We start from the raw sequence: 24,938 nt of genomic DNA, 5'->3' as shown, positions 1-24,938 counted from the left end.
CACTATTTGCCGGTGTAGCTCAATTGGTAGAGCAACTGACTTGTAATCAGTAGGTTGGGGGTTCAAGTCCTCTTGCCGGCACTGTTTTTCAAAAGTGGAGGGGTAGCGAAGTGGCTAAACGCGGCGGACTGTAAATCCGCTCCCTCCGGGTTCGGCGGTTCGAATCCGCCCCCCTCCACCATTTTTTATTTTCATAGGGGCATAGTTTAACGGTAGAACAGAGGTCTCCAAAACCTCCGGTGTGGGTTCGATTCCTACTGCCCCTGCCAATTATACTTTATAATTCATTACATCTATGGCGGTTGTGGCGAAGTGGTTAACGCACCAGATTGTGGCTCTGGCACTCGTGGGTTCGATTCCCATCAATCGCCCCATTTTATTATTGGGCTATAGCCAAGCGGTAAGGCAACGGACTTTGACTCCGTCATGCGTTGGTTCGAATCCAGCTAGCCCAGTTGATGTGCGGAAGTAGTTCAGTGGTAGAACACCACCTTGCCAAGGTGGGGGTCGCGGGTTCGAATCCCGTCTTCCGCTCCAATAATGGCGGCATAGCCAAGTGGTAAGGCAGAGGTCTGCAAAACCTTTATCCCCGGTTCAAATCCGGGTGTCGCCTTTTTTGAAAAGACTGCCGGGGTGGTGGAATTGGCAGACACACAGGACTTAAAATCCTGCGGTAGGTGACTACCGTGCCGGTTCAAGTCCGGCCCTCGGCACCATTGTTTTTAATATAAGATGCGCTCTTTAATGATCATGCCGGTGTGGCGGAATTGGCAGACGCGCACGACTCAAAATCGTGTTCCTCACGGAGTGCCGGTTCGACCCCGGCCACCGGTATCTAGTTTTAGATATTCTTTATTATCATTCATTACAGAAGAATTAAGGAATATCAACGTTTAAAACGTCTTTCTACAAATTGTAGGAGGGCGTTTTTTATTTGTTTTTTAACTGGTTTTTCACACAACAAAATTACTTCAAATCGTGTTCTGTTCACTGGTGAAAGGGGAATTAGCTAAATGGCAAGACATTAAAATATTTGAGACCACATTCTATTCAGTATTAAATGAATAAATTTGAGGGGTTTCTTAATTCTCTAACAGTACAAGAAATAAATTTTGCTGAATTAAAGCCTTACAATATGACAGAGGAGGAGATTATCTTTTACTTTATTGATGGTTACCTTATTATTAAACTAAAAGGGCAGGATAATTGAAGAAGGATGAGATAAATTGTACATAGGAGAGGTGTTGTCATGATTACGGTTAAAAATGCTGAAAGTTATCTTAAAGATAGCATTGGTGAAGATATCGATGATATAAAAAAGGTTTGGGAAACATTTAAGGCTTTTTCAAAGGAGGCAGTTGAGGGCGAAGAAGATAAAGAAATTTTATTTCAGTGTGGTGTCTATGACTTTACAGGAGAGGAACTATTTCATTTTGACCTTGTACGTCAGTTTACAGTTTATGAAGAAGATGATTATTCTCACATGGAACAACTACACTGTGAATTTTTATTTAAACCAACAAGCGAGTTAAAAAATTTAAAAGTGGTAGAAGAATGGTCAATGGATTATGACGATATCGATCATTTTTTTAATCATATTGAAAGTATTCATGAGTTTAAAATACCTTTGAGTTTAAAGCCGATAAAATCAGAAATATATCAAGAAGAACTTTGATTCTTATTTTATAAACGAGTACTTTACTTTAAGAGGGTATACCTTGCCTTTTAGGAATAATTTATCACGGGTGCCGGTTCAACCCTTGCCATCAGTATCTATTAAAAGTTTCATGATTGGTTTTTACCGTGAACCTAACGTTTCACCCTTGTGGTAAACGTTTTTTTGTGGTTTAAATGAGTTATTAAAAATAGAAAACTATTAGAAAATAATGAGCATGTACTTTTTTAGCAGAATAATCTTTAGATGATTTGCAACATTTGATAAGATACATTTAACCATGTAAGGAAACAAAATGGGGCAGCACATTCACACAAAACAGTGTACTACCTTTGTGTAACTAAAAATATTTGGGGAAATACACATCTTTAGCTGACATCATCATTGTGACCCAATTTTAGGGGAGAATTTATGAAAAAACAAAGTGACCATGAAGAGTTATTGACAGGTGGCAATGTCTCGAACGTATATCGTTCGGGAGATACGGTTCGTCGAGAAGTAAAGTCAGACAATATCAATATACGAAAGCTGCTAAAGCATTTAGAAAAAAAGAATTTTTCCTATGCTCCAAAGTTTTTAGGGGTTGATGAAAAAGGTAGAGAGATCTTGTCTTTCATTGAAGGCGTAGCTGGTCATGATCCCTTAAAAGAATACATGTGCTCTCACCATGCCTTAAAAGAATTAGCGAGAATGCTTAGACTGTATCATGATGCTGTTTGTGATTTTCCCATTTCAGACGATTGGGAACGAATGGACAATACGCCTAACAACATAGAGGTTGTTTGCCACAATGATTTTGCTATGTATAACATTATTTTCAAGGATAAAAAACCAGTAGGGATTATTGATTTTGATGTAGCTGCTCCTGGTCCGAGGCTATGGGATATCGCATATACCCTATATACATGTGTGCCTCTTAGTAGATTTTTTCGCACTGAAACAGGGGAGGTCGTGAAATATTCATCATTAGACCATGCAGACTATATAAAGCATAGAGTGAAACTGTTTTTTGAATCTTATGGGGAGGAAATAGCAGAAGATTATTTGGATATGGTGCTGCTGCGTTTAAAAGGGTTATGTCAGTACATGAAACGAAAAGCGAGTGAGGGTGATATCGCTTTTCAAGACATGATCCATGAAGGACATCTTGAACATTATCAAAAAGACATTCAATTCATTCATGAGCATAGAAAAGATTGGATGTAAAACTACTTACCTTTAAATAAGAAGTCAAAAGAGAAAAGAATGAATATAAAGAGGCGGCGTTGTTATTGCAAACGAAGACGATATTAAAGGCTATCATTCAAGACGAGGGAGTAAATGATTATCCTCTTTTTAGACAGTACTGTGTGAGAAAAGAACAGGGCCTGCGTAAAGATGCGCTAAAAGTTCTTCAGGCCTTTATTGAAGAGATGAAAGAGAACGATTTTGAAGTACAGCGTTTATTTGTTGCTTGGCTGTTTGAGAAGATTGAACGGTTTGAGGATGGTCATCATTTGCTTGTGTATCCATTGATAATTGGGGTGATTCAGCCTGTTCTGCAAGAGTGGGAGAAGGTTGACCCAATGGATGTGAGACCATATCGCTGGCAGGGCTTGTTTGTACATCAGGGAGAAGGGCTGCCCTATTTATTGAAAGCGCTAGAGTTTGGAGGCAGCAGTGAGCAGCGTGTCATTGTTCAAATTTGCGAAACCTATTTATCGGCTTTATGGTATTCGTTTCATCATATACATGAAGATCTTTATTTAAGCACCTATGAGAAAGACCAAGAGCGAATTCAAGGTATTGAAGATGTCATGATGCTGATTGAAGATAAGAGGATTCGTACTAATGTTGAAAAACAAGCAGCCTATTATGATCAGCTTTTATCGGATTGGAAGAAATTTCAGCAAACGGAGACAAGAGGCTTCATGAAATGGTGTGCGGAGCGTAAGAAGCCGTATGAGTGGGTAGAGGCTTTTTATTATCAACAATAGATGAGGAAACGGCAGAATTCATTCTGCCGTTTATTTATGCCATATTCGTTCTATTTCTACATGATCTGGTTTGAAATATTTCAGGATATAGACATCTGGATTGCTTAATTTTTCCCACTTCTCGAATCCAATCGTTGGATCGGCGTGTTTAAGAAGCAGGCTCATGATATTACCATGTGTGATGAATAGGGTATGATCTTTTTCTAATTTTATTTGTTCGTGGAGCGCTTCTACAATACGATTCATGGCTTCTTGGCTCGATTCTCCGCCTTCACAGGTCATATGTAAGTCTGTAAAACTGAGCTTTAGCTTCTCATACCAATTGTCTATGGGCTTGCTGCTTAATACACGTTCAGAGAGGCGCTGATCGATTTTTATCTCGAGCTGTTTTGCATGAGCAAGGGGCTCAGTAGTTTGGATCGCTCGTTTATAAGGACTTGAGATAATCTGATTAAGATGAATGCTGGAAAAAAACTGTGACAGTTCGTGAGATTGAGTGATGCCTTGTGGTGTTAAAGCTGCATCTTTAGATTGTCCAACTGCTTGGCAGTGTCTGACGATATAATATGTTTTCATTGGATACACCTTTCATTGAGTATAAAAAAATCATCCAGTATTGGATGAGGATTTGCGAAGAGCTAGGTAAGCTTGTTCGTATCTGTTTCTTTATAGGGATCTGTGAGCTTGGAGGTCAGGTCTAGGTTGAACAAAAAATCATCGACGGTGTCTGTGCCAAAGGGAAGTGTGGAGAAGTTGATTTGGATGCTGTCTTCTTGTTTTTCTGAAGCGACTTGCTGTGCAGGCTGCTTTTTTCTCCAGTTCTTAAACAAGTGCATGTGAGGCCCCCTTTTCTTTGAAAAAGATGGATTTATACATAATATACGGGGAGAGTTGTCCAGGCGTCAAATGTTTTCTTATAAAGGAACGATTCAATTGCTAAAAAAAGAGCCACAGGAAAGTGCGGCTCTTGTTGTTTCAGTTTACATTGCGTGTTGTAATGCTTGTAGTAATTTACGTTCGCATCTTAAGTTGTATCGCTTCTTATGGAGTTTCTCCGTTTTAAACCTGCCTATGACACGCCGGACACCGGGATCATAAATGATGAGCTCCCTGCAAGTTTGATCATGTAATAGTGCCTGAAACCAGCTATATTTTTTGAGATGTGCTGCGTTCCTCGAGATCTCCTCTTCATCCACTTTTAAAAAAGGGATATACACAGCAAGTGAAAAGATGTCTAAAATGAATCCCATTTTGCTTCCTCCTTTCATATTATTCATTACGCTTAGGAGAAGGCAAGGTTTCATTCAATAAACGTTAAAAACAATCCCAGTGCATAAACCATTCTTTTGATTCTTTGTCATAATAGAAATACATCGTGCCGTTATCACCAATCATGAAACGAGGTTTTTCTTCTGAGGCGATTTGTAGCATGAATTCGCCTTGTTGTTGATGGGGTGGGGATTGAATATACGCCCCATATCCACCGATTTTTGTGAACGAATAATTTGTGTATTGATTAAAAAAGTGGTCTGTCGCTTCTTCACTTTCGTTTACTTCTGTTAGATCCACATATGACCATGCTTCTTCCCAGCAAGGGAAATCCCTTTGCTCACTTTTGTTCCATTGGATTTGAAAGGGTTTGAGTCCTCTCACTTCTTCAGGAGTCTCAGCTACTTCTAAACCTTCGATTGATGCATATTCAATGAGCTTCCAGCCTTCGCCGTTTTTGGTGATATCAATCGGAAGTGCTTTCTGGTTGAGGAAAATTTGAATCAGCTTACACTCATTGAAGCCGTTCATTCCTCCTGGCACTTCTGGTAAATAAATTTGTAAGATCGGAATCATGGCACCATCTTGATCTGTCGGCCAGCCCTGATGAGGATCGATGAAAAAATGGCCTGCAAACCAGCTGTGTACAGCTGGATCAGGACGGAACCCGCCTATTTTGGCAATGGCTGGCGTTTTCCCAATTAGATTTAATTCTTGAAAAGCTTTGATCTCCATCTAATGTCCCTCCAGCTGTTAGCCTGCAATGTGTGCATCATGAAATGTGCCATTTATATTTCCTGTGATAATAATGACATGTCCCCAAAATAAATCACCGTCATGATAGTAGACTTCAAACTCTCCCTCAGGGTAAACATGCAGGCTTTCAAGTGAAATGCGGCTCATAAATTGATTCAGTGTGAGTTCTTCTTGCTTTTCAACTGATTCGTCTTGTTCCTGCCAATCCTTTGCTAGATCTATCAGCTGATTCGCGGCAAATGATTTAATAGAAGAATCCCATTTAACTTGTTCTTGTATGAGTTGTTTTGCTGTAGAAAGAGAGTCATTTATTTTTTCATCTTCTTCGAGGTTGAAGTAGAGAAGGCACTCTTCATTGCTCCATTGGATCGTCTTTTCAAATAAGTCTAGTCCTTTCACTAACTCAAAGGTTCCAAGTATGTCATCATGATAAAACACAGGCTTTTGGGCTTGTTCTAAAATTTCTTGAAGTGCTTGATCCTTTGTATCTGTATTGATCAAAGATACAAGCATGAATTCACCTTCGCCCTTTCGGACCTGGAGTGTAACGATTGATTCTTTATGTAATTGTGCCTGCTTTTCCCTTAATCCTTCGTCATCTGTTAACCAGCAAAGTCTTACATTTTCGTTTGTGATATGGCCGTTTTCCTTCCAGGCAATTAGTGGAATAGAAGCGGTCCAAAGAGGTGCCTGTCCTGCTTTTCCTGCCCCTACACCAGAAGGTCCTGTAACAGCAATGATAGTGACTATATCTTCTGAAAATCTTCCTTCAAAAGTGTTGATTTGTTTGTTAATCTTCATGTGATGTCCTCCAGCTCGATTTTTTTGTCATGAACATAAGGATGATATGATCAAAATCTACCTCTTAATCACACCGCACATTAGTAGGGGAAATCAAGCTTTTTTTGTTTAAAACTGTTTTTTTAGGAGGTACATGGATTAATGAAGGTTGAGTCACAATAAAAGAAGCATGGATCGAATTTTGTATAAATTTGGGTAAGTAAGTCGAAAAGCCTAGGTGATTCTTCCTTTTCTTTATAATTACTTTGACACGAATAGATGAAAAAAGTAAAGTAATACTGAGTGATTTACAAAACCTTCTTCATCCACTAAAACATGAAGTGTGCGTAAATTTAATGTAAATGGATATTTTTCCTTTTATTTACTCGTATTTTTTTGAAACTTATGATGCCTCTCGTTCGTTATATTAAAGGAGCGCATGTATCCGGCGGAGACAGAGCATCGGAATGCTTGACGAAGAAGATTTACATTTGCAAAATGAATGTAAATTTTTTATGATTTCATTTATATCAGAACGATGATAAGAAAGAAGAGGTTTTATGAAAAAAATATTTGCGAACAAATATAGCTTTTTTGTTTTGGCTGTCCTATTATTCTGGGCTAAATCATACACAGCCTACAAAATGGACTTTAATTTAGGAGTGAAAGGTTCTTTTCAAGAGGGGCTTCTCTTATTGAATCCATTTAGTTCAGCCATTGTGTTTTTTGGACTTGCTCTCTTTTTAAAGGGGCGTAAATCTGCCATTGTTTTAATTGTTATTGATTTTATTATGACCGCACTTTTATATGCAAATGTAGCGTATTACCGTTTCTTTGATGACTTTTTGACTTTCTCAACAATGAAGCAGGCAGGAAATCTTGGGGGAGGCATGACTGGCGGTGTGTTAGCAAGCATTAAGCCGCATGACCTTTTATACTTCCTTGATATCATCATCTTGATTGCGATTGTCATTTGGAGACCGGAAGTGAAGAAGTTCCAAATGAAAAAGACGTTTGCACTGCTGATTGTAGCTGCAGGTATTGGACTGTTCTTTGTAAACCTTCATTTGGCTGAAAAGGATCGTCCAGAATTATTAACGAGAACCTTTGATCATAAGTATGTTGTCAAATACTTAGGTGTTTACAATTATACGATTTATGACGGGGTACAAGCAGCACAAAACGCAACGCAGGTTGCAAATGCAAGCAGTGAAGATTTAACGGATGTTGTGAACTATACGTCTTCTCACTATGCGAAGCCAAATGCAGAGTATTTTGGAAAAGCAAAAGGTAAAAACATTATTAAAATTCATTTAGAAAGCTTCCAGTCTTTCTTAATTGACTACAAATTAAATGGAGAAGAAGTGACTCCATTTTTAAACAAACTGGCTCATGGGAAAGATGACTTTACGTATTTCGATAACTTCTTCCATCAGACTGGGCAAGGGAAGACATCTGATGCTGAGCTCATGATGGATAATAGTATGTTTGGTTTGCCAGAGGGAGCAGCATTTGTGACAAAGGGTGAAAATACCTTCCAATCACTACCTGCCATCCTAGATCAAAAAGCAGGCTATACGAGTGCAGTGCTTCACGGGGACTATAAATCTTTCTGGAACCGTGACACGATTTATAAACATATGGGAATTGATCAATTCTTTGATGCTTCCTATTACAACATGGATGAAGAAAACCTTGTGAATATGGGTCTGAAGGATAAACCGTTCTTCAAAGAATCAATCCCAATGCTAGAATCAATGAAAAAGCCATTTTATGCACATTTAATGACACTGACAAATCACTATCCATTTAATTTAGATGAAAAAGATGCGACAATCGCTAAGGCAACAACGGGCGATAAAACAGTCGATAACTATTTCCAAACAGCAAGATATTTAGATGAGTCATTAGAGCAATTCTTCAAAGACTTGAAAAAATCAGGTATGTATAAAGACTCAGTCATTTTATTGTATGGTGACCATAACGGTATTTCTGAGAACCATAACCGTGCAATGAGTGAAATTCAAGGGAAAGAAATCACTCCTTATCAAAATGCACAAAACCAGCGGGTTCCGCTCATGATTCGTATTCCTGGTAAGAAGGGCGGCGTGAATCATACGTATGGTGGTGAAGTCGACGTGATGCCAACACTTCTTCACTTACAAGGTATCGATTCAAATGAATTCGTGAATTTTGGAACAGACTTATTCTCTAAAAAGCATGATGAGACTGTTGCCTTCCGTAATGGAAACTATGTGACACCGAAATACACACTTGTCGATAATACCGTTTATGATACGAAAACGGGTAAAGTGGTGAAACAAAATAAAAAGACAGAGGCGATTAAAGCCCGTGTTGATAATCAGTTAAGTCTTTCAGATAAAGTGCTCTATAGGGATCTTCTTCGATTCCATAAGTTATCTGATTTCAAACCAGTGAATCCATCGGATTATTTCTATGGTAAAGCAAACAAAGAAAAAGAAGCGGATTCTTCTGCTAACTAACTGAGTTTTGGGCAAGCACAGAAAGGTGCTTGCCTTTTTCTCTCTCTTTGCTTGATTTGTTGGCAAAATATGTTTATATTTAGGGAGAAACAAGCGTGACGCCGGCTGGCAGCTGGTGACACACATTTCGTCCTTGGGGAATTCAGGAGGAGCTTATGACAACAAATACAAAAACACAAAAAAAGAAATCAGAATTATGGGGCTGGATCAAAGCCATCTTAATCGCATTTATTGCTGTTTTTATCATTCGGAACTTTTTATTCGCACCGTACATTGTGAAAGGGACTTCTATGGACCCAACACTGCATAACACAGAGCGGGTGTTTGTGAATAAAACGGTTGATTATTTCGGTGATTATAAACGGGGACAGATCATTGTTCTTGATGGGGAAGATCGCAGCACTCATTATGTCAAACGATTGATTGGTTTACCTGGTGATAAAATTGAAATGAAAAATGATCAGCTATTTGTTAATGGGAAAAAAGTGGCAGAGCCTTACTTAGCGTCAAACAAAAAGAAAGCAGCGGCAGATGGTACTTTGCTGACACCTGATTTTGGCCCTCTGACTGTTCCAAAAGGAAAGTACTTTGTCATGGGGGACAATCGCCAAAATTCAATGGACAGCCGCAACGGCTTAGGTCTTTTTACAAAGCGCGATATTCAAGGAACTACCTCATTTGTATTTTATCCTTTCCAAGACATTCGCTTACTCAATCATTAATAAACAAGAAAAAAGCACACAGCCGTGTGCTTTTTTCTATGTCATTCAGATTGACTTTTTGTAATCGCCTGTTCAAGATCTGCAAGAATATCTTCAATCGCTTCTGTTCCAACAGATAAACGAATGAGCTCTGGTGTGACACCTGTCGCTTTTTGTTCTGCCTCGCTTAATTGTTGATGCGTTGTGCTGGCAGGATGAATGATGAGAGATTTAGAATCGCCCACGTTTGCGAGATGGGAGAAAAGCTGCACAGAATCAATGAGCTTTTTACCTGCTTCGCGCCCACCTTTGATTCCGAATGTGAGGATCGCGCCTTGTCCTTTTGGTAAATAGGTTTGAGCAAGTTCATAGGATTCGTGACTTTCAAGGCCCGGATAGCTTACCCAATCGACAAGAGGATGATCCTGTAAGAACTGTGCTGTTTTCAACGCATTTTCACTATGCCGCTCAAGACGAAGGTGTAATGTTTCTAAGCCTTGCAGAAGTAAAAATGAGTTGAATGGCGACAGAGCTGCCCCTAAATCACGTAAGAGCTGTACTCGTGCTTTTGTGATATAAGCCGCTTCTCCAATCGCTTCTGTATATGTCAGACCGTGATAACTTGGATCTGGTTCAGTCAGCCCTTTGAACTTATCGCTGTCAGCCCAAGGGAATCGGCCGCTATCAACGATGACGCCGCCAATTGATGTACCATGACCGCCAATAAATTTTGTCGCTGAATGGACGACAATGTCTGCACCGAACTCAATAGGTCTTAATAAATAAGGGCTGGCGAGTGTATTGTCCACAATAAGCGGGATATGATGCTTGTGTGCAATGGCTGAGATGGCTTCAATATGTAAAATGTCACCTTTTGGATTCCCAATGCTCTCTGCATACACTGCCTTTGTTTTGTCTGTGATCGCTGCTTCAAGTTCTTCAAGGTTGGATGAGTCGACGAATTTTACTGTAATGCCGAGTTTTTTGAGTGTATGGGCAAATAAATTGTAGGTGCCGCCATAAAGACTGCTTGAGGAAACGATTTCATCCCCGGCTCCTGCAATGTTTAAAATAGAATAAGTCGTCGCTGCTTGCCCAGAAGAAACAGCAAGTGCACCAATTCCACCTTCAAGCTCTGCGATACGCTTTTCAAATACGTCATTTGTCGGGTTCATAATACGTGAATAAATATTTCCCGGTTCCTGAAGACCGAATAAATTCGCTGCATGATCACTATCTCTAAAACCAAAGGAGCTTGTTTGGTAAATAGGCACGGCTCTTGAATAGGTCGCTGAATCAAGCTCCTGACCCGCGTGAATGGCTTTTGTTTCTAAACGAAATGAACGTTTTTCTGACATGTGTGTATCCTCCTTTTGTTAGATAAAACCAACTGTTTTGATAAGAAATATTTAATAAGACTATAAATCTTGTTCACTGCTCGGTCAATCATTTTTTAGATAAATCTGAAAAAACAATAAATATAGTTGACAGGTAGGAATAGTGTGTATTAACATGAGCATACTGAAAACGCGAACAAGAATGGCTGATCGGTCAACCGAAGGCTCTATCACTCAAGCATGAGTGAAGAGCCTTTTTTTATTTGAATGAGAAAGGATGATGAAGATGGAAAAAAAGAAAAAACGAAAAAAATACAGAAAACACATGGATATCACACTAGACATCTTAATTGAGCGGAACAAATATGAGATTTACAGCAGCAAGGAACGAATAGAAGCGATTTACGATCGGATTGATGAAAAGCATACAAGGACAAAATAACCATTTTATAAATTTGAGTTGATTTATGGGATTAATATGATTTAGGATGGTGCTAACAAATCAATATGATTAGCTGATCGGACAACACGAAGGCTCTTATCTCTTTTTTGGGGATAAGGGCCTTTCTGTGTATGTATCTGATGGCAAGAGGAGTGGAGGGTTTCAATGACGATTTCAATTGATATTGCGGATAAATCCTTTTGGAAAGACAAACAGACCATTCGGGTACTTGAAGACTTAAGATTGAACATCATTCCCGGGGAATTTGTAACAGTGATAGGTCCAAGTGGATGCGGAAAAAGTACGTTGCTAAAAATCATAGGCGGGCTCGATACAGCGTATGATGGGCAAATTTTGATAGGAGACAGACGGATCACAGAACCTGGAATGAAACAGGGCTTTATCTTTCAGGAACACCGCCTATTTCCATGGCTGTCAGTCGAAGAAAATATAGCAGCCAATTTCAATTTAAAACAACAGGATGTACGCCGCAAAGTGGATGAATTGATTGAAATTGTTCGATTAAAAGGATTTGAACATGCTTATCCACATGAGCTTTCAGGAGGAATGTCGCAACGGGTTGCCATTGCGAGAGCACTCCTTCGTGATCCGGAGATCTTATTGCTTGATGAACCATTTGGTGCGCTGGATGCATTCACACGAAAACACTTGCAGGATGTGCTGCTGGACATTTGGCAGGAGAAAAAAACAACGATGATGCTCGTTACTCATGATATTGATGAATCGATTTATTTAGGAAATGAAATTGTGCTCTTACAAGCGAGACCTGGCCGAATCCATAAAATTCTTCCTGTGAATCTGCCTTTTCCGCGTGATAGAACATCAACCTCTTTTCAACATTTAAGACAAAAGGTGCTTTCAGAATTTGAGAAAACAGATGAATTGTTACTAACTGATGGATCAGGGATTTAGGGAGGGGAAATCGCATGAAAAAGATACAAATGATCGTGATTTTTTTGAGTCTTCTCCTTGTTTTAGCAGGGTGTGGTCAAGCAGCAGACGGCTCAGAAAACAAGGTGAAAGAAATTCGGATTGGGATTCAGCAAAGTTTGAGCCCGCTGCTTTTAGCAAAGGAAAAAGGGTGGTTTGAACAATCATTTGAAAAAGAAGGAGTGAAGGTAAAGTGGGTGGAGTTTCAAAGTGGTCCTCCCCAATTTGAAGGACTTGCTGCAAATCAATTAGATTTCTCGCAAGTTGGAAACTCACCTGTCATAGCAGGTCAGGCAGCGGGTATTGATTTTAAGGAAATTGGTTTATCTCAGGATGGGCTGAAAGCGAACGGTATTTTAGTGAATAAGAACAGTGAGATTCAAAAAGTAGAAGATTTAAAAGGGAAAAAAATTGCTGTCGCTAAAGGGAGCAGTGGCTTTGATTTTTTATACAAAGTATTAGATCAGGCAGGTTTATCTGCGAAGGATGTTCAGATCATTCAGCTACAGCCAGATGAAGCGATATCAGCATTTGAAAATGGATCCGTTGATGCTTGGTCGATCTGGGAGCCGTTCTTATCACTTGAAACGATCAAGAAAGGAGCAAAGCTGCTGGTGAATGGGGAAGCGACTGATTTATATTCTCCAGGTTTCACACTTGTTCGCACTCAGTTTGCTGATCAGCATCCTGAACTAGTGGTGAAATTTTTAAAGGTATATGACCATGCGGTGAAGTGGCAGAAATCACATCCAGAAGAGGCTGTTACTCTATATGCGCGTTTAAAAAATTTAGATAAGAAGGTCGTCACACAAGTATTAAACAATACGGAACCACTCAATAAGCCCATTTCGAAGAAGATCATCAATGCTCAGCAGCATACCGCTGATTTTCAATATAAAACAAAGGCGATCCAGCGGAAAATTGATGTCAATCAGGTTGTAGATAATTCGTTTATTGAAAAAATGCTGAAAGAGGAGATGGATGAATGAAAGCTATTTCGAACCCGGCTTTAGCATCTAAAATTGAGCGGTCAAAGAGAAAAAGGAGAAAAGCGTCTTCTTTATATAAGTTAAAGGGACTGGTATTACCTGTTCTACTTATTGCGGTTTGGCAGATTATAGCTGGTTCTCAAATTGTTTCTTCCACTGTATTGCCTTCGCCCGTTTTGATTGCTGAATCCTTTCGAGAGTTGATACGTTCTGGTGAGCTGTTTGGCCATCTTTACATCAGTCTTTATCGAGCAATATGTGGATTTTTACTTGGGGGAGGCTTAGGTCTTATGCTGGGCGTATGCGTAGGGTTTTCTAAAAAAACAGAGCAGTATGTAGATCCGACCTTGCAAATGCTGAGAACCGTTCCCCATTTAGCGGTCACCCCTTTATTCATCCTCTGGTTTGGCTTTGATGAAACGGCGAAAATTTTATTGATTGCACTTGGGGCTTTTTTTCCGATTTATATTAATACTTTTCTTGGTATTCGCAGTGTAGATAATAAGCTGTTTGATGTGGCCCGCGCCTTAGAGTTTAATCTGTATCAAAGCATCACAAAGCTGATTTTACCGGCTGCTCTTCCGCATATTCTTCTGGGCGTGAGGCTGTCATTAGGAATTGCTTGGCTAGGTTTAGTGGTAGCTGAGTTAATGGGTTCAAGCAGCGGCGTCGGCTATATGATTATGGATGCAAGGCAGTTCTCTCAAACGGATAAAGTGTTTGTCGGAATTATCATCTTTGCAGTAGTAGGTAAGCTGACAGATTCATTTGTACGTCTGTTAGAAAAGCGTCTGCTCAAGTGGCGCACTAGTTATCAAGGTGAATAATAACAGGGGGCGATGTCATGAATATTTTATGGTTTATTCCAACACATGGAGACGGCCGTTATTTAGGATCAGCAAAAGGGGCAAGACAGGCAGACTATCCATATTTTAAACAGATTGCTCAAGCAGCTGATCAGCTTGGTTATACAGGGGTCTTGCTGCCGACTGGGAGATCATGTGAAGATCCATGGCTGACGGCAGCTGCTTTAGCTGCTGAAACCACTCATTTAAAGTTTCTCGTGGCTCTTAGACCAGGGCTTATGCAGCCGTCTGTTGCTGCTAGAATGACGTCTACATTAGATCGTCTTTCAGGCGGAAGGCTGCTGATTAATGTGGTAGCAGGGGGAAGTAAAGAGGAGCTTGAAGGAGATGGACTGTTCATTTCTCATGATGAACGCTATGAGGCAACAGAAGAGTTTTTGACGATTTGGAAGCGGTTATTGAAAGGAGAAAATGTTCAATTTCATGGCAAACATCTACAAGCGGAAAATGGCCGGCTGTTATTCCCACCAGCTCAAACCCCCCATCCACCAGTCTTTTTTGGCGGATCATCATCAGCAGGAATTCAAGCGGCTGCCAAGCATACAGATGTCTATTTAACTTGGGGCGAACCGCCTGCACAAGTAAAAGAGAAAATTGCACAAGTGAAGAAACAGGCTGAAAAGGAAGGAAGAACGGTGAAGTTTGGCATTCGTCTTCATGTGATCGTGAGAGATACCGAAGAGGAGGCATGGCAGGCAGCGGAACATCTGATTCGTCATTTAGATCAGAAAACAATTGAGGAGGCGCAAAAAGTTTTACAGGGGATGGACTCAGTAGGTCAAAGACGAATGGTGGAATTGCATCAAGGGAGGAAAGACAAACTTGAAATCAGCCCAAATCTTTGGGCAGGCATTGGCTTAGTACGCGGCGGTGCAGGAACAGCACTCGTCGGAGATCCGCAAACAGTAGCAGATCGTATCATAGAATACCAGTCTCTAGGCATTGATACATTTATATTTTCTGGTTACCCGCACCTAGAAGAAGCTTATTATTTAGCAGAGCTTGTTTTCCCGCTCCTTCCATTCAAGAGATCGGGGGATACAGGACTCTCTGTGCCAGCTGGTGAAATCATTGGGAACAATCATTTTCCAGATGCAGCCTCTGCTGCTAGTTCCTCATAAATATGAAAAAGCAAAGCAGTCTGCGATGGCTGCTTTGCTTTTTTTCATAGAATAGGAGCGAGTCATATGTTGTGTACTGCTGAACAAGGTAAGGGCTTTTTTCCCAATCGATTTTCTTGTATATACATATTTTCAGAGTCAAGAGAAGAAGGAAAATATACTCACTCTTTTATCGGAATGATCAGTAAATATTTCATAATTGATGTTATTGCGACATATAATCAGGACTTTTATATCTGATATATCGGGGGAATTCTTTCTATCTCACAAAAAAGAAAGAATAAAAATGATAGATGATAAATATGGACTATTTGAAAAAGAGAAGAAAAAAGATGGTGCAAATGACATTAAATGGGTTTTGTGGTTCTTAAGAGGTGTTAAAATCTAGTAAATAAGAGAGGGTTTAAACAGATGAAGGTGAATAATTGAATAAAAAGTCACATTTTAATCAAATGTATGTTCGGTCAAAAATGGGATGTTCTGTAGATGTTTGGCGTGTGACGCCTATGATACGATCATCATAAGCTGGGAGGTGAAAAGTATGACTTATGCAGCGCCGCAAGTTGACTATTCCACTATGGAACCTGCTATTATGGACCAAGCTTGGTTCTTAGTATTTGTTGCTGTCCTTCTTGGATTGGGAGCAACAGTCGTTCTAGGAGCAGCAGTTTGGTGTATCGCAAACGGCAAGGGTAGCTTTACAGGAGCCGTTCAGTGGGAAAGTGGCTTAAAAGTCCAAATTGAATGTAAGTAGCTATACTTAGGATTCATCTTTTTACTTCTTAGATAAGACACCAGGGCTAAACCGTCTGTGGCGGGCGGTTTAGCCTGATCTGTTTTTAAAGAATATGCAGACACTTGGAGGTTATATGTTTACGATCGAGAATTTAACCAAAACGTATAAAAATAACGTGACTGCTGTCAATGATTTTCATTTAAAGATCGACCCTCATCAAATCGTTGCTGTTGCTGGACCGAATGGTTCGGGTAAAACAACGATGATTAACTGTATACTTGGCATCATTAAGCATACAGAAGGAAAAATTCATTTGCAGGGCGTCACTAATGATGAACCATCCTTTAAAAAACAAGTAGCCTATGTTCCAGATGACCTGCTGCTCCCTGAAGCATTGACTGGTGCTGAATATTTAGAGTTTGTTTCTTCTATGTATGAATGTAAAACAATTCACAGAAGAAATCAACTAATTGAACTGTTTGATATGGACTCGGCTTTATCAAGACCGATCGAAACCTATTCACATGGGATGAAAAAAAAGACACAGCTGATTGCTGCATTTATGCTTGATAGTCAATTGGTGATCATGGATGAGCCCTTTAGAGGACTTGATATTGAAGCGGTTATAAACACAAAGAAACTGATGAAGCGGTATGCCGAGCATCATGGTGCAATCTTGCTTTCAACGCATGATATGCTTTCAGCGGAAGAGCTGTGCCAGAAAATCGCCATTATTTCTAAGGGAAATAAAATGGATGAAGGAACAGTCTCAGCCTTAAAGGAGAAGTATCAATCAAGCACACTGGAACAGGTGTTTCTGAAAGCTTCAATGTTAAGTGATAGGGGTGCACATTTTGATGAAATCATTAATCATTTCTAAAATGATGCTTAAAATGTGGCAGCAGGAGATGTATAAGCTCTTTGATTCTCAAACGAAGCGGATCATTGTGGTCTTATTCTTTTTGTTTGCCGTCACAATGGGGGCCATTATCGGATATAGCTTTACAGGTGTCTTTATGAAGGCTTTCTTAAATGGAGATGAACGGTCACTTGGATTACTCGTTGTCTCAATGGCAATCAATGCTTCTATTTTTACAAGCTTGTTATTCGTTTTGATCAAGGTCAGAACACCTGAACAAGACCGGTTTTCTATGCAGCTCAGCTGGTTTCCGCTCTCTACCTTTCAGAAAAGTTTTGGATACTTCATTCCGATGGTGACAGTGGTGACAGGACTTGTTTTATTTTTTATCGGTATTCTGCTTTTACCTAATTTTATTGCCCAGGGAATAGGTATTTTCTTTATCTTTACTTTCTTTTTGATGGTGCTTTTGCAGTCGCTCTTTGTCTTAATGCTCCTGCAGTTTATTTACAATATCACTTATTTACTCGTTTTGAAATTAAAATTACCGTTGCAAAAATTTGCAGCGATATTTGTTTTATTGGCACTCGTTGTTGCGTATGGATTGACGCATTTTGATATTAGCCAAATTCAGCAATCATATCTACAGTTTGATTATCATTTGATGTATTTTACAGCACCGTTTTTCTTAGCGGCACAAGGAATGTCTCCTGAAGGGGTGAATTATGCCATCTTGATTCTGTTCATCCTTTTATCGGCAGGCGGCGCATTTCTTTCTCTTGCGATGATGCCGATTATGGCAGAGAAAAAAGCGTTAACCTTTTTACACAAGCTGCCATTCTCTTCTTCAAAAAAGTGGTCACTTATTGTGAAGGAAATGAAGTCACAGGTACGGAATGAAGAAAACATTTTAAACTTTCTTATTCTTCTCATTGTGATCTTATTCGTTCGTTATCAATTTGGATTCCGCTTTGAACAAGAAGCGTTTTTTGTTCTATGTGCTCTTGCTGGATTAACAGCCTTCAATTCGTTTGGCAATGATAAACGAATGCTGGGGATGTATAAAACATTTGGCCTGAGATCATGGGAAGTGGCTTTGTATAAGTTTATCGGCCTTCTGCTTGTTGGTGTACTGCAAATTGTTTTATTCATGCTGACAACGCTGACGCTTCCTGATCAATTTTGGCACGCGTTGATTGGTGCCGCTGTCTTATGCAATGCCACTGCGCTCTTTTATATAGTAGGTATTTTACTTCCTCTTGATCGAAACAATCCCTACACAGGCATATTTTCATTTGGAGCGCTTATTTTACTCATGATTCCGATTGTTTTTATTGGAAACTATGTCATAGGGGCATCGAGTCAAACGCTTCAATGGCTGCTTGTCGCTGCATTTGAGGGTCTGCTCATCTTTGCCATATACAAAGGTTTTTCATGGAGGTATTCACATGATTCAACTTCTTAACAATAAACTAAAGATTGAGCGGGTACCGGAACTAGCTCCGTATGTGACCTTACAAAAGAGGCATCTCACGGATACGCAGTATGGAAGCACACTCCCGATCAATGAAAGTGCCTATCATATGTTAACGAAAGTGGACGGTAAAAGGACAGAAGCGAGTATTACAGCAGAGCTCGCCGATTTATTTCAGGTCGATGAGTCGGTGATTGCTCGTGACTTTTATCAGCTGATGACGGGATTGAATCAGCATCACTTGCTGTCCATTCATTATCATTCACCGTATCGGATTGTGACAGCCTGCTGTCAATTTTTCAAGCAGTATCAAGTCAAAATGAAGGAACGATTTGATTGTACTGGTCACTCGTTCCTTCACATTTTTGGAACGGCTTTGCTCATGGTGACGCGTAAAATCATCTTTTTCTGGATGCTTTTCATGGTCATGGCAGGGCTCGCTTTTTTATTCATTCCTGATCCATCGATTGCAGCCATTGCGATTTATTTTACGATTATTTATTTCGGGTTAATTACCGGAACTGCCTTACATGAGGCGGCACATGGCTATGCGCATCGGAAATTTGCAGGGCGAGATGGTCCTCAAGGCTTTTTTGCGAGTGATATGATGTCAGTGAAGTTTGTAAGACCCGTATTAGATCCGTTTCAGAAAAAGCAGGTATGGATTACGCTGCTTGGACCGCTCGTTCCCGGTGTGATTGGCGCAGCAGGCATCATAGTGACCATTTTATTTCTAAAAGAAAATCCGGTTTCGACAGGTTTTTTCATTTTTTCAATCTCGTATTTTATTCAATTACTCTATCTTCTTCCGTTTATGGGGGATGGTAAATCCATTATGAAGCAGCTATTGCTTGGGGGAATGGGAGGACAACGATCATGAACGTACAGGCGATGAAACAAGGCGCAATAGTTGGTGGTTTTCTAGGGTTCTTAGGCTTTCCGATGCTGACAATCGGCGTATTGTTCTATCATTTATTTCAATCAAAAACGAATGATGCTTTATTATTTAACAGTCTCGCTTTTGAAATGGAAGGCTCGTCCGCATTTACTTTTCAGATCAAGCCAAACTTTTTTATTTATATGATTGTGATTTTTGCTGCGAGTTTTCTCATTGTGGCATGCCTATCAGCAATAAAGCAGAAAAGAGCGAAAGGTTAGGAGAATTCTCCTAATCTTTTTTTGTATGACAAACCAAATTTTAGTATAATAAGAAATAAAAAACATCAAAGGGGATCACAATGTTTAAAAAATGGAGCATTCTTTTATTCACAGTTTTTCTATTAGCAGGATGCGGCGAGAAGGCTGCGGAAACAACGACAACCGAAAAGACGGTTTCGACAATAAAAACAGAGCCTGCTACTAAAAAACAAGTAACCATCGAACAAATGAAACTCTCAAAAAAAGAAAAAAACTTACTAGAAGCAGCAACGACTAATGAAAAGGTGGCTCTGACACTGAAAGGATTAACGAAGAAGAACAAGAGTATTACGTTTATCGGGAGCCATTACAAAAATGGCCGATTAGTGAATAAGGAAGCATCATCTGCTACCTTTACTTTACACCAGAATGGAACCGACCAAACGGTGAATGTGCTTCTTCAATTACATCATGAGAAAGATACATATGAATCACAATTTAGTATTTGGTCAGATAAAAAGAATGATGGGATGACGAAAGCGACATCAAGCTTTCCGTTCAAAGTAAGTGACTATGTATTTTCTGCACAACCTGAAACTATCAAAGTTGCTTCTGGAGAAAAGGCTCTGATTGCGTATACAGCGGCGATGGGGAAAGACGGGGGTTCAACTATATTTGAAGAGATTGAGAAGAATCCAAAGCAAGCGCTGAAAAATAAGTCACATGCATACTTATTTTATATCCAGCTAGATAAATAACTATCGTAATATATACGGAGAATATGAATTTTTTTGACGAAAAATCTTCATATTCTCTTGACGAATTGTTAAGAAAGTTGTAACATAATAAAAGTCAACGCGATGACGTTGCTTTTAAAAAATTGATGCGGGTGTAGTTTAGTGGTAAAACCTCAGCCTTCCAAGCTGATGTCGTGAGTTCGATTCTCATCACCCGCTCCAATACATAATTTTGTTTATAACGCAGTATTTCGTTTCATAGATAAACGAAGTGTTGCGTTTTTTATTATGTCAGTATAATGTGAAAAAGCACTGTCAGGCTACAGTGCTTTTTCAATGAGTTCATATTTGCTTTCTCCGCCATGTATTTGTACAAACATCTTCGTCAAGGATTGAATAAGAGCTTCACTCTTTTCCCGGGAAATAGATGGAGGGAAAAGGATGATTTGAAGAATGTTCTTTGTGTCTGGAGAAATATGTGCTGTACTTGCTTGAGAAAATAATCCATTCAGTCCTGCGCCGTCCTGCCATTCGATGTGACCAGCCTCATGTTTTGTCAGTGAAAGCGGTCCTTTGATGCGATCGGCATCTAATGTCAGGATGGGTAAGAAATATTTTAGTGAGAAAAATATCGACAAATCCTGTACGGAATTGGTCGAGTCAATAAATTGTTCCTTTTGGATATCAGAAAGAAGTGAAAGGAAAGGAACATCTTTTAAAAGATCCGTCCATTCTTTGATGGCTGGTACTTCTTCTAAGACTTTATCTTCGTATTCAAAAAATAAAGATTCTTGAAACAGGCGTAAGCGGCCTTTTAACATTTGAGGTGATGTGCCAACTTCAATATGCGAATATTCAATCTGCCCAACATGGATAGACGGGTTTTGAGGATGAGAAATTTCCATATGTATCTTCACAGTGACTCACTCCAATCGGTCATGATACACTCGTATTATACTGAAAACAACAGAAGAAACAAAGAAAGGAGGTTTGCAAGGTGATTCATGTTGGAGAATTAAAAGAAGAATTGATTCAATATGCGAAAGAAATTGGTGTCGATAAAATTCGATTTGCAAGTGCCGATACATTTGATTCATTAAAGGACCGCCTCATCTTACATGAATCGTTAGGGTATTTGTCAGGTTTTGAAGAGCCTGATATTGAAAAACGAACAAACCCTTCTTTGCTGCTTCCGAAGGCCAAATCAATTGTTGCGATAGCGCTCGCGTACCCTTCCAAAATGAAAGATGCTCCACGAAGTACAAAGGATGCGAGAAGGGGGATCTTTTGCCGGGCTTCATGGGGAACAGATTATCATGTCGTGCTGAAAGAAAAGCTTGATATGCTCGAAGAATTTTTGCGGAGCAAGCATGTCGATATACGGACAAAATCAATGGTGGATACAGGAGAATTGTCTGATCGTGCTGTAGCAGAACGTGCTGGCATTGGTTTTAGTGCAAAGAACTGTATGATTATCACGCCAGAGTTTGGATCTTATGTGTATTTGGCTGAAATGATCACAAATGTCCCGTTTGAGCCGGATGAGAAAATTGAAGACCAGTGCGGAACATGCAATAAATGTGTGGATTCGTGTCCAACAGGTGCGCTTGTGAATCCTGGACAGCTGAATTCTCAGCGGTGCATTTCATTTTTAACGCAGACAAAAGGGTTTTTACCTGACGAATTTCGTTCGAAAATAGGAAATCGATTGTACGGGTGTGATACGTGTCAAACTGTCTGCCCGATCAATAAAGGAAAAGATTTTCATCTGCATCCTGAAATGGAACCGGATCCTGAAATTGCAAAGCCGCTGTTAAAGCCGCTTCTGACGATCAGCAATCGTGAGTTTAAGGAAAAATACGGTCATGTTTCAGGTTCATGGCGGGGGAAAAAGCCCATTCAGCGGAATGCAATTTTGGCACTCGCTCATTTTAAAGATACATCTGCCTTACCAGTGTTAATTGAGCTGATGCACAAGGACCCAAGACCGGTCATTCGGGGAACAGCTGCTTGGGCAATTGGGAAAATTGGCGATGATCAGCAGCTCCCAGAGCTGGAAAAGGCTCTTGAGCGGGAAAGTGATGAAGAAGCGAAAGCGGAGATTGTGAAAGGGATTGAGCTCCTGCAGACACCTTTAAATACTAAATAACATCCCTGTGAACATAGAATGAACCAAACAGAGATTTTAAAAAATGTTTGGTGGTGTCTGTGTGTGAAACAATTATTAGAGAAAACTTTAGAAGACAGGCTGGCGTATTTAATCAATGACCGTGCAATCAAGCAGCCGCAGCTTATGTCTGATGTGGAAGCAGTAGAGCGGAAAAAAGAGCTTTTTGCTAGAAGACAGGTTGAAATTGTGAAGGCGAAAGCAAAAACAAAACTTCTCGATTCAGCCATTCAAGATGATGGAGCTCAGCATGTGCAGTACCTTGCTCATCTCACATATGTCTGCAAGGATGTAGACGATTCTTTTTATTTAGAGGAACAGGTGGAAAAAAGAGAAGCATTTCTTTATAACGACATGCTTGTCAAAGATCGGATGATGCTAGAAGAGCGGCAAGGGGAAGAGCTTATGGATGAGCGCTTTCAGACCGAAGAACAATTCGGTAGAGCTTTTCACTATGACCGGCGGGCAGCCGTGCAGTATGCGGAGACTTACTGGAATAAGCGGAATCCAGCCTATAAAAATTTTGAAGATAACTGTACAAATTTTATTTCACAATGTTTGAAAGCAGGGAATGCGCCAACAAGAGGATATCCGAACCGCGGGTCTGGCTGGTGGGTGCGTCCGCATACGTGGAGCTATAGCTGGACGGTGGCTCATGCGATGAAAAATTATTTAGCGAATTCGAAAGCGGGTTTGAGAGCAAAGAAACTCAAAGAACCACGCGAGCTTCAAATTGGAGATGTCATTTGCTACGATTTTGAAGGTGATGGAAGGTATAATCATACAACCATTGTTGTTGATCATGACAAAGGCGGAATGCCTCTTGTGAATGCACAGACGTATGACTGCCGCATGCGTTATTGGTCATACGAGGATTCGACCGCCTATACACCTGCTATTCGATATATGTTTTTTCACATTTTGGACGATGCCGCGAAAGGTAGTTAGTGGTATAATGTTGAGCGGAAAAGAAAATTAGAGGTGAACTTTTTTGGGACTTCATGTCGTTTTATATCAACCAGAAATTCCAGCTAATACTGGAAATATTGCGCGTACATGTGCAGCAACAAATACAACCCTTCATCTGATTCGTCCGCTTGGTTTTTCGACAGATGACAAAATGCTGAAGCGTGCAGGACTCGATTATTGGAAATATGCCAATGTGGTCTATCATGATTCACTTGATGAATTGTTTGAGGCTCATCCGAAGGGGCAATTTTTCTATATCACAAAATTTGGCCAAAAGCCGCATACGACATTTGATTACTCTCAGCTGGATGAAGACTATTTCTTCGTCTTTGGCAGAGAGACAAGTGGATTGCCAAAAGATTTGATTGAACAGAATATGGACCGTTGTCTTCGTTTACCGATGACAGAGCATGTTCGTTCTCTGAATCTGTCGAATACGGCAGCCATTCTTGTATATGAGGCACTTCGCCAGCAGCAATATCGCGATCTCATATAAGATCATGATAAGAGCCGAGATACTGATCTCGGCTTTTTTATGTGAGATAAGATACAGACAGATGAAAAATATGACTTAATTATACTTTTTTGACATGTTAAAAAATAGGTAGTATGATAGATTGTGATGACGTTTTTAAAAAATGATGAATCCATTAGGAGGAGTAATGAGATGAAAAAGCTACTGATCACTAGTGCCATCAGCTCAGCAATTTTAATGGGGACGATTCCAGTCAGTATTCCAGGACTCTCTCAGACGCAGGAGATAGAAGCAGCGCAGCTATCAAAAGGGATTGGCGGGCGCACTTATATCAATAGTAACGGATCCATATTGGTCACAAAAATTCAGCTCCCTCCCGCAATGAGTGTGTCAAATGGTACAGCTTATATTTATTCTGGATTCACAGGTTCAAAGGAAGCGGATATTGGGCTTCAATACAGTCCAACCTATAATGTGTGGAAACCTACGATGAAAGTAGGAGCAAATAATCAAGAGACATATATCGAAGGGAAAAATGACTTTACGTATACAAAGGGATTTAAACCTGGAAGTACTGTTCAAATGACGATTTATAAAAATTTGAATGGGCATACTAGAGCGACGTTCTGGGGTACAAATAATGTTGGCTATACCGGCCGCATTATTACAGAAATTCAAAACTCAAACATTGGCGCTGTGACTAAGTGGAAACTACTGTCGACGGTAGCAGTAACTGACGATATTTATCGAAAAGACATCCGTGCGAACTTCTCTACTCGTTTTACTGACATCACATTAGATAATCGTGCCGTCACACCTGTGGTCGATACGCAAGACTTTACGAAGGTTCAGGTGTCAGGGAATACAGTGAATATGCAAGTGCTGAAAACAACGAACTAAATGAAAAAAGGATGTTCCGCAAATGGAACATCCTTTTTTTCATTTCCCAGGCTTGCCTTCGTAGCCAGCAGTGAAAATGGATACTAAAAACGTAATGATGACGCCCATCATAATGAC

The 24,938-nt window shown here is 40.0% G+C and carries 27 protein-coding genes and 10 tRNA genes; 30 read left to right on the top strand and 7 right to left on the bottom strand.

Translation table 11 applies throughout. The annotated features are described in order from the left end of the window. Positions 1-8 precede the first annotated feature (8 nt). The 12 genes from AC20OE_RS12310 to AC20OE_RS12255 all read left to right on the top strand — a co-directional run bounded on the left by AC20OE_RS12310 (position 9) and on the right by AC20OE_RS12255 (position 3,651). A tRNA-Thr gene (locus tag AC20OE_RS12310) sits at positions 9-81 on the top strand. Between the two features lie 15 nt (positions 82-96). Next, positions 97-181, top strand: a tRNA-Tyr gene (locus AC20OE_RS12305). Positions 182-195: 14 nt separating this feature from the next. Then, positions 196-269, top strand: a tRNA-Trp gene (locus AC20OE_RS12300). A 29-nt stretch (positions 270-298) separates the two neighbouring features. Next, a tRNA-His gene (locus tag AC20OE_RS12295) sits at positions 299-374 on the top strand. 9 nt (positions 375-383) lie between these two features. Further along, a tRNA-Gln gene (locus AC20OE_RS12290) sits at positions 384-455 on the top strand. A gap of 7 nt (positions 456-462) precedes the next feature. Next, positions 463-537: transfer RNA gene (locus AC20OE_RS12285), tRNA-Gly, on the top strand. A gap of 5 nt (positions 538-542) precedes the next feature. Further along, positions 543-613 (top strand) — tRNA-Cys (locus AC20OE_RS12280). A 14-nt stretch (positions 614-627) separates the two neighbouring features. After that, positions 628-716 (top strand) — tRNA-Leu (locus AC20OE_RS12275). A 36-nt stretch (positions 717-752) separates the two neighbouring features. After that, a tRNA-Leu gene (locus AC20OE_RS12270) sits at positions 753-834 on the top strand. A gap of 415 nt (positions 835-1,249) precedes the next feature. Next, the gene (locus AC20OE_RS12265) at positions 1,250-1,675 is read left to right on the top strand and encodes a hypothetical protein (RefSeq protein ID WP_059377521.1); all 426 of its coding nucleotides are present in this window, start codon (positions 1,250-1,252) and stop codon (positions 1,673-1,675) included. 411 nt (positions 1,676-2,086) lie between these two features. Then, positions 2,087-2,881: a phosphotransferase gene (locus AC20OE_RS12260; RefSeq protein WP_099663072.1), complete on the top strand. Its 795-nt coding sequence runs from the start codon at positions 2,087-2,089 to the stop codon at positions 2,879-2,881. 65 nt (positions 2,882-2,946) lie between these two features. Then, the gene (locus AC20OE_RS12255) at positions 2,947-3,651 is read left to right on the top strand and encodes a hypothetical protein (protein ID WP_099663073.1); all 705 of its coding nucleotides are present in this window, start codon (positions 2,947-2,949) and stop codon (positions 3,649-3,651) included. A 30-nt stretch (positions 3,652-3,681) separates the two neighbouring features. Here AC20OE_RS12255 and AC20OE_RS12250 read toward each other — a convergent pair whose 3' ends face one another. The 5 genes from AC20OE_RS12250 to AC20OE_RS12230 all read right to left on the bottom strand — a co-directional run bounded on the left by AC20OE_RS12250 (position 3,682) and on the right by AC20OE_RS12230 (position 6,477). Next, positions 3,682-4,227, bottom strand: coding sequence for a histidine phosphatase family protein (locus tag AC20OE_RS12250; protein ID WP_099663074.1), 546 nt, complete (start codon positions 4,225-4,227; stop codon positions 3,682-3,684). A gap of 62 nt (positions 4,228-4,289) precedes the next feature. Continuing rightward, entirely contained in the window at positions 4,290-4,487 is a 198-nt protein-coding gene (locus tag AC20OE_RS12245) for a hypothetical protein (RefSeq protein ID WP_059377531.1), read from the bottom strand. A 144-nt stretch (positions 4,488-4,631) separates the two neighbouring features. After that, positions 4,632-4,901, bottom strand: coding sequence for a hypothetical protein (locus AC20OE_RS12240; RefSeq protein WP_059377533.1), 270 nt, complete (start codon positions 4,899-4,901; stop codon positions 4,632-4,634). Between the two features lie 64 nt (positions 4,902-4,965). Continuing rightward, on the bottom strand, positions 4,966-5,655 hold the full coding sequence (locus AC20OE_RS12235; RefSeq protein ID WP_059377536.1) for a DUF1963 domain-containing protein: 690 nt from the start codon (positions 5,653-5,655) through the stop codon (positions 4,966-4,968). A gap of 18 nt (positions 5,656-5,673) precedes the next feature. Then, positions 5,674-6,477: a DUF2262 domain-containing protein gene (locus AC20OE_RS12230; protein ID WP_059377539.1), complete on the bottom strand. Its 804-nt coding sequence runs from the start codon at positions 6,475-6,477 to the stop codon at positions 5,674-5,676. A 539-nt stretch (positions 6,478-7,016) separates the two neighbouring features. On the opposite strand from AC20OE_RS12230, the gene ltaS reads away from it, so the two are divergent. Together ltaS and lepB are read left to right on the top strand one after the other, a co-directional pair. After that, a complete protein-coding gene (ltaS, locus tag AC20OE_RS12225) occupies positions 7,017-8,960 on the top strand; it encodes a lipoteichoic acid synthase (protein ID WP_024427404.1) in 1,944 nt (647 codons plus the stop codon). A gap of 155 nt (positions 8,961-9,115) precedes the next feature. Continuing rightward, entirely contained in the window at positions 9,116-9,682 is a 567-nt protein-coding gene (lepB, locus tag AC20OE_RS12220) for a signal peptidase I (RefSeq protein ID WP_047202849.1), read from the top strand. 41 nt (positions 9,683-9,723) lie between these two features. Here lepB and AC20OE_RS12215 read toward each other — a convergent pair whose 3' ends face one another. Beyond that, positions 9,724-11,019, bottom strand: coding sequence for a homocysteine synthase (locus AC20OE_RS12215; protein WP_059377541.1), 1,296 nt, complete (start codon positions 11,017-11,019; stop codon positions 9,724-9,726). Positions 11,020-11,284: 265 nt separating this feature from the next. Between AC20OE_RS12215 and AC20OE_RS12210 the strand changes: the two genes are divergently transcribed. The 12 genes from AC20OE_RS12210 to AC20OE_RS12155 all read left to right on the top strand — a co-directional run bounded on the left by AC20OE_RS12210 (position 11,285) and on the right by AC20OE_RS12155 (position 20,532). After that, positions 11,285-11,440 carry an FbpB family small basic protein gene (locus AC20OE_RS12210; RefSeq protein WP_039177358.1) on the top strand — a complete coding sequence of 52 codons (156 nt, stop codon included), beginning with the start codon at positions 11,285-11,287 and terminating at the stop codon, positions 11,438-11,440. Between the two features lie 165 nt (positions 11,441-11,605). Further along, positions 11,606-12,373, top strand: coding sequence for an ABC transporter ATP-binding protein (locus tag AC20OE_RS12205; RefSeq protein ID WP_059377544.1), 768 nt, complete (start codon positions 11,606-11,608; stop codon positions 12,371-12,373). A 29-nt stretch (positions 12,374-12,402) separates the two neighbouring features. Beyond that, entirely contained in the window at positions 12,403-13,380 is a 978-nt protein-coding gene (locus AC20OE_RS12200) for an aliphatic sulfonate ABC transporter substrate-binding protein (RefSeq protein WP_371412179.1), read from the top strand. After that, positions 13,377-14,207: an ABC transporter permease gene (locus tag AC20OE_RS12195; RefSeq protein WP_039177367.1), complete on the top strand. Its 831-nt coding sequence runs from the start codon at positions 13,377-13,379 to the stop codon at positions 14,205-14,207. Before AC20OE_RS12200 ends, AC20OE_RS12195 begins: the two co-directional genes overlap by 4 nt. 17 nt (positions 14,208-14,224) lie before the next feature. Further along, complete coding sequence (gene ssuD / locus AC20OE_RS12190; protein WP_064498226.1) at positions 14,225-15,367, top strand: FMNH2-dependent alkanesulfonate monooxygenase; 1,143 nt, start codon at positions 14,225-14,227, stop codon at positions 15,365-15,367. A gap of 541 nt (positions 15,368-15,908) precedes the next feature. After that, the gene (locus AC20OE_RS12185) at positions 15,909-16,121 is read left to right on the top strand and encodes a hypothetical protein (protein ID WP_012009371.1); all 213 of its coding nucleotides are present in this window, start codon (positions 15,909-15,911) and stop codon (positions 16,119-16,121) included. A gap of 115 nt (positions 16,122-16,236) precedes the next feature. Further along, positions 16,237-16,983, top strand: coding sequence for an ABC transporter ATP-binding protein (locus tag AC20OE_RS12180; protein WP_059377550.1), 747 nt, complete (start codon positions 16,237-16,239; stop codon positions 16,981-16,983). Further along, positions 16,961-18,427, top strand: a complete 1,467-nt coding sequence (locus AC20OE_RS12175) for a hypothetical protein (protein WP_099663076.1) — start codon at positions 16,961-16,963, stop codon at positions 18,425-18,427. The genes AC20OE_RS12180 and AC20OE_RS12175 overlap by 23 nt, the downstream gene beginning before the upstream one ends. Beyond that, the gene (locus tag AC20OE_RS12170) at positions 18,411-19,316 is read left to right on the top strand and encodes a PqqD family protein (RefSeq protein ID WP_099663077.1); all 906 of its coding nucleotides are present in this window, start codon (positions 18,411-18,413) and stop codon (positions 19,314-19,316) included. Before AC20OE_RS12175 ends, AC20OE_RS12170 begins: the two co-directional genes overlap by 17 nt. Further along, a complete protein-coding gene (locus AC20OE_RS12165; RefSeq protein ID WP_041089539.1) occupies positions 19,313-19,594 on the top strand; it encodes a hypothetical protein in 282 nt (93 codons plus the stop codon). The genes AC20OE_RS12170 and AC20OE_RS12165 overlap by 4 nt, the downstream gene beginning before the upstream one ends. A gap of 80 nt (positions 19,595-19,674) precedes the next feature. Beyond that, positions 19,675-20,331 (top strand): hypothetical protein, encoded by a 657-nt coding sequence (locus AC20OE_RS12160; RefSeq protein ID WP_099663078.1) that lies wholly within the window; start codon positions 19,675-19,677, stop codon positions 20,329-20,331. A 127-nt stretch (positions 20,332-20,458) separates the two neighbouring features. Next, positions 20,459-20,532 (top strand) — tRNA-Gly (locus AC20OE_RS12155). A 98-nt stretch (positions 20,533-20,630) separates the two neighbouring features. On the opposite strand, the gene AC20OE_RS12150 is transcribed toward AC20OE_RS12155, so the two are convergent. After that, a complete protein-coding gene (locus tag AC20OE_RS12150) occupies positions 20,631-21,227 on the bottom strand; it encodes a hypothetical protein (protein ID WP_224927855.1) in 597 nt (198 codons plus the stop codon). Positions 21,228-21,310: 83 nt separating this feature from the next. Between AC20OE_RS12150 and queG the strand changes: the two genes are divergently transcribed. The 4 genes from queG to AC20OE_RS12130 all read left to right on the top strand — a co-directional run bounded on the left by queG (position 21,311) and on the right by AC20OE_RS12130 (position 24,821). Further along, positions 21,311-22,459, top strand: coding sequence for a tRNA epoxyqueuosine(34) reductase QueG (gene queG / locus AC20OE_RS12145; protein WP_099663113.1), 1,149 nt, complete (start codon positions 21,311-21,313; stop codon positions 22,457-22,459). A gap of 63 nt (positions 22,460-22,522) precedes the next feature. Next, complete coding sequence (locus AC20OE_RS12140; protein WP_099663079.1) at positions 22,523-23,425, top strand: amidase domain-containing protein; 903 nt, start codon at positions 22,523-22,525, stop codon at positions 23,423-23,425. A 43-nt stretch (positions 23,426-23,468) separates the two neighbouring features. Continuing rightward, on the top strand, positions 23,469-23,942 hold the full coding sequence (trmL, locus tag AC20OE_RS12135) for a tRNA (uridine(34)/cytosine(34)/5-carboxymethylaminomethyluridine(34)-2'-O)-methyltransferase TrmL (RefSeq protein WP_034282301.1): 474 nt from the start codon (positions 23,469-23,471) through the stop codon (positions 23,940-23,942). A gap of 171 nt (positions 23,943-24,113) precedes the next feature. Beyond that, positions 24,114-24,821: a YrpD family protein gene (locus AC20OE_RS12130; protein ID WP_039177393.1), complete on the top strand. Its 708-nt coding sequence runs from the start codon at positions 24,114-24,116 to the stop codon at positions 24,819-24,821. The last annotated feature ends 117 nt before the right edge of the window (positions 24,822-24,938 follow it).

It is taken from the genome of Bacillus sp. SRI_025 (assembly GCF_057592095.1).
The sequence above is the reverse complement of the archived record's forward strand: the minus strand, read 5'-3'. Positions and strand labels throughout refer to the sequence as shown.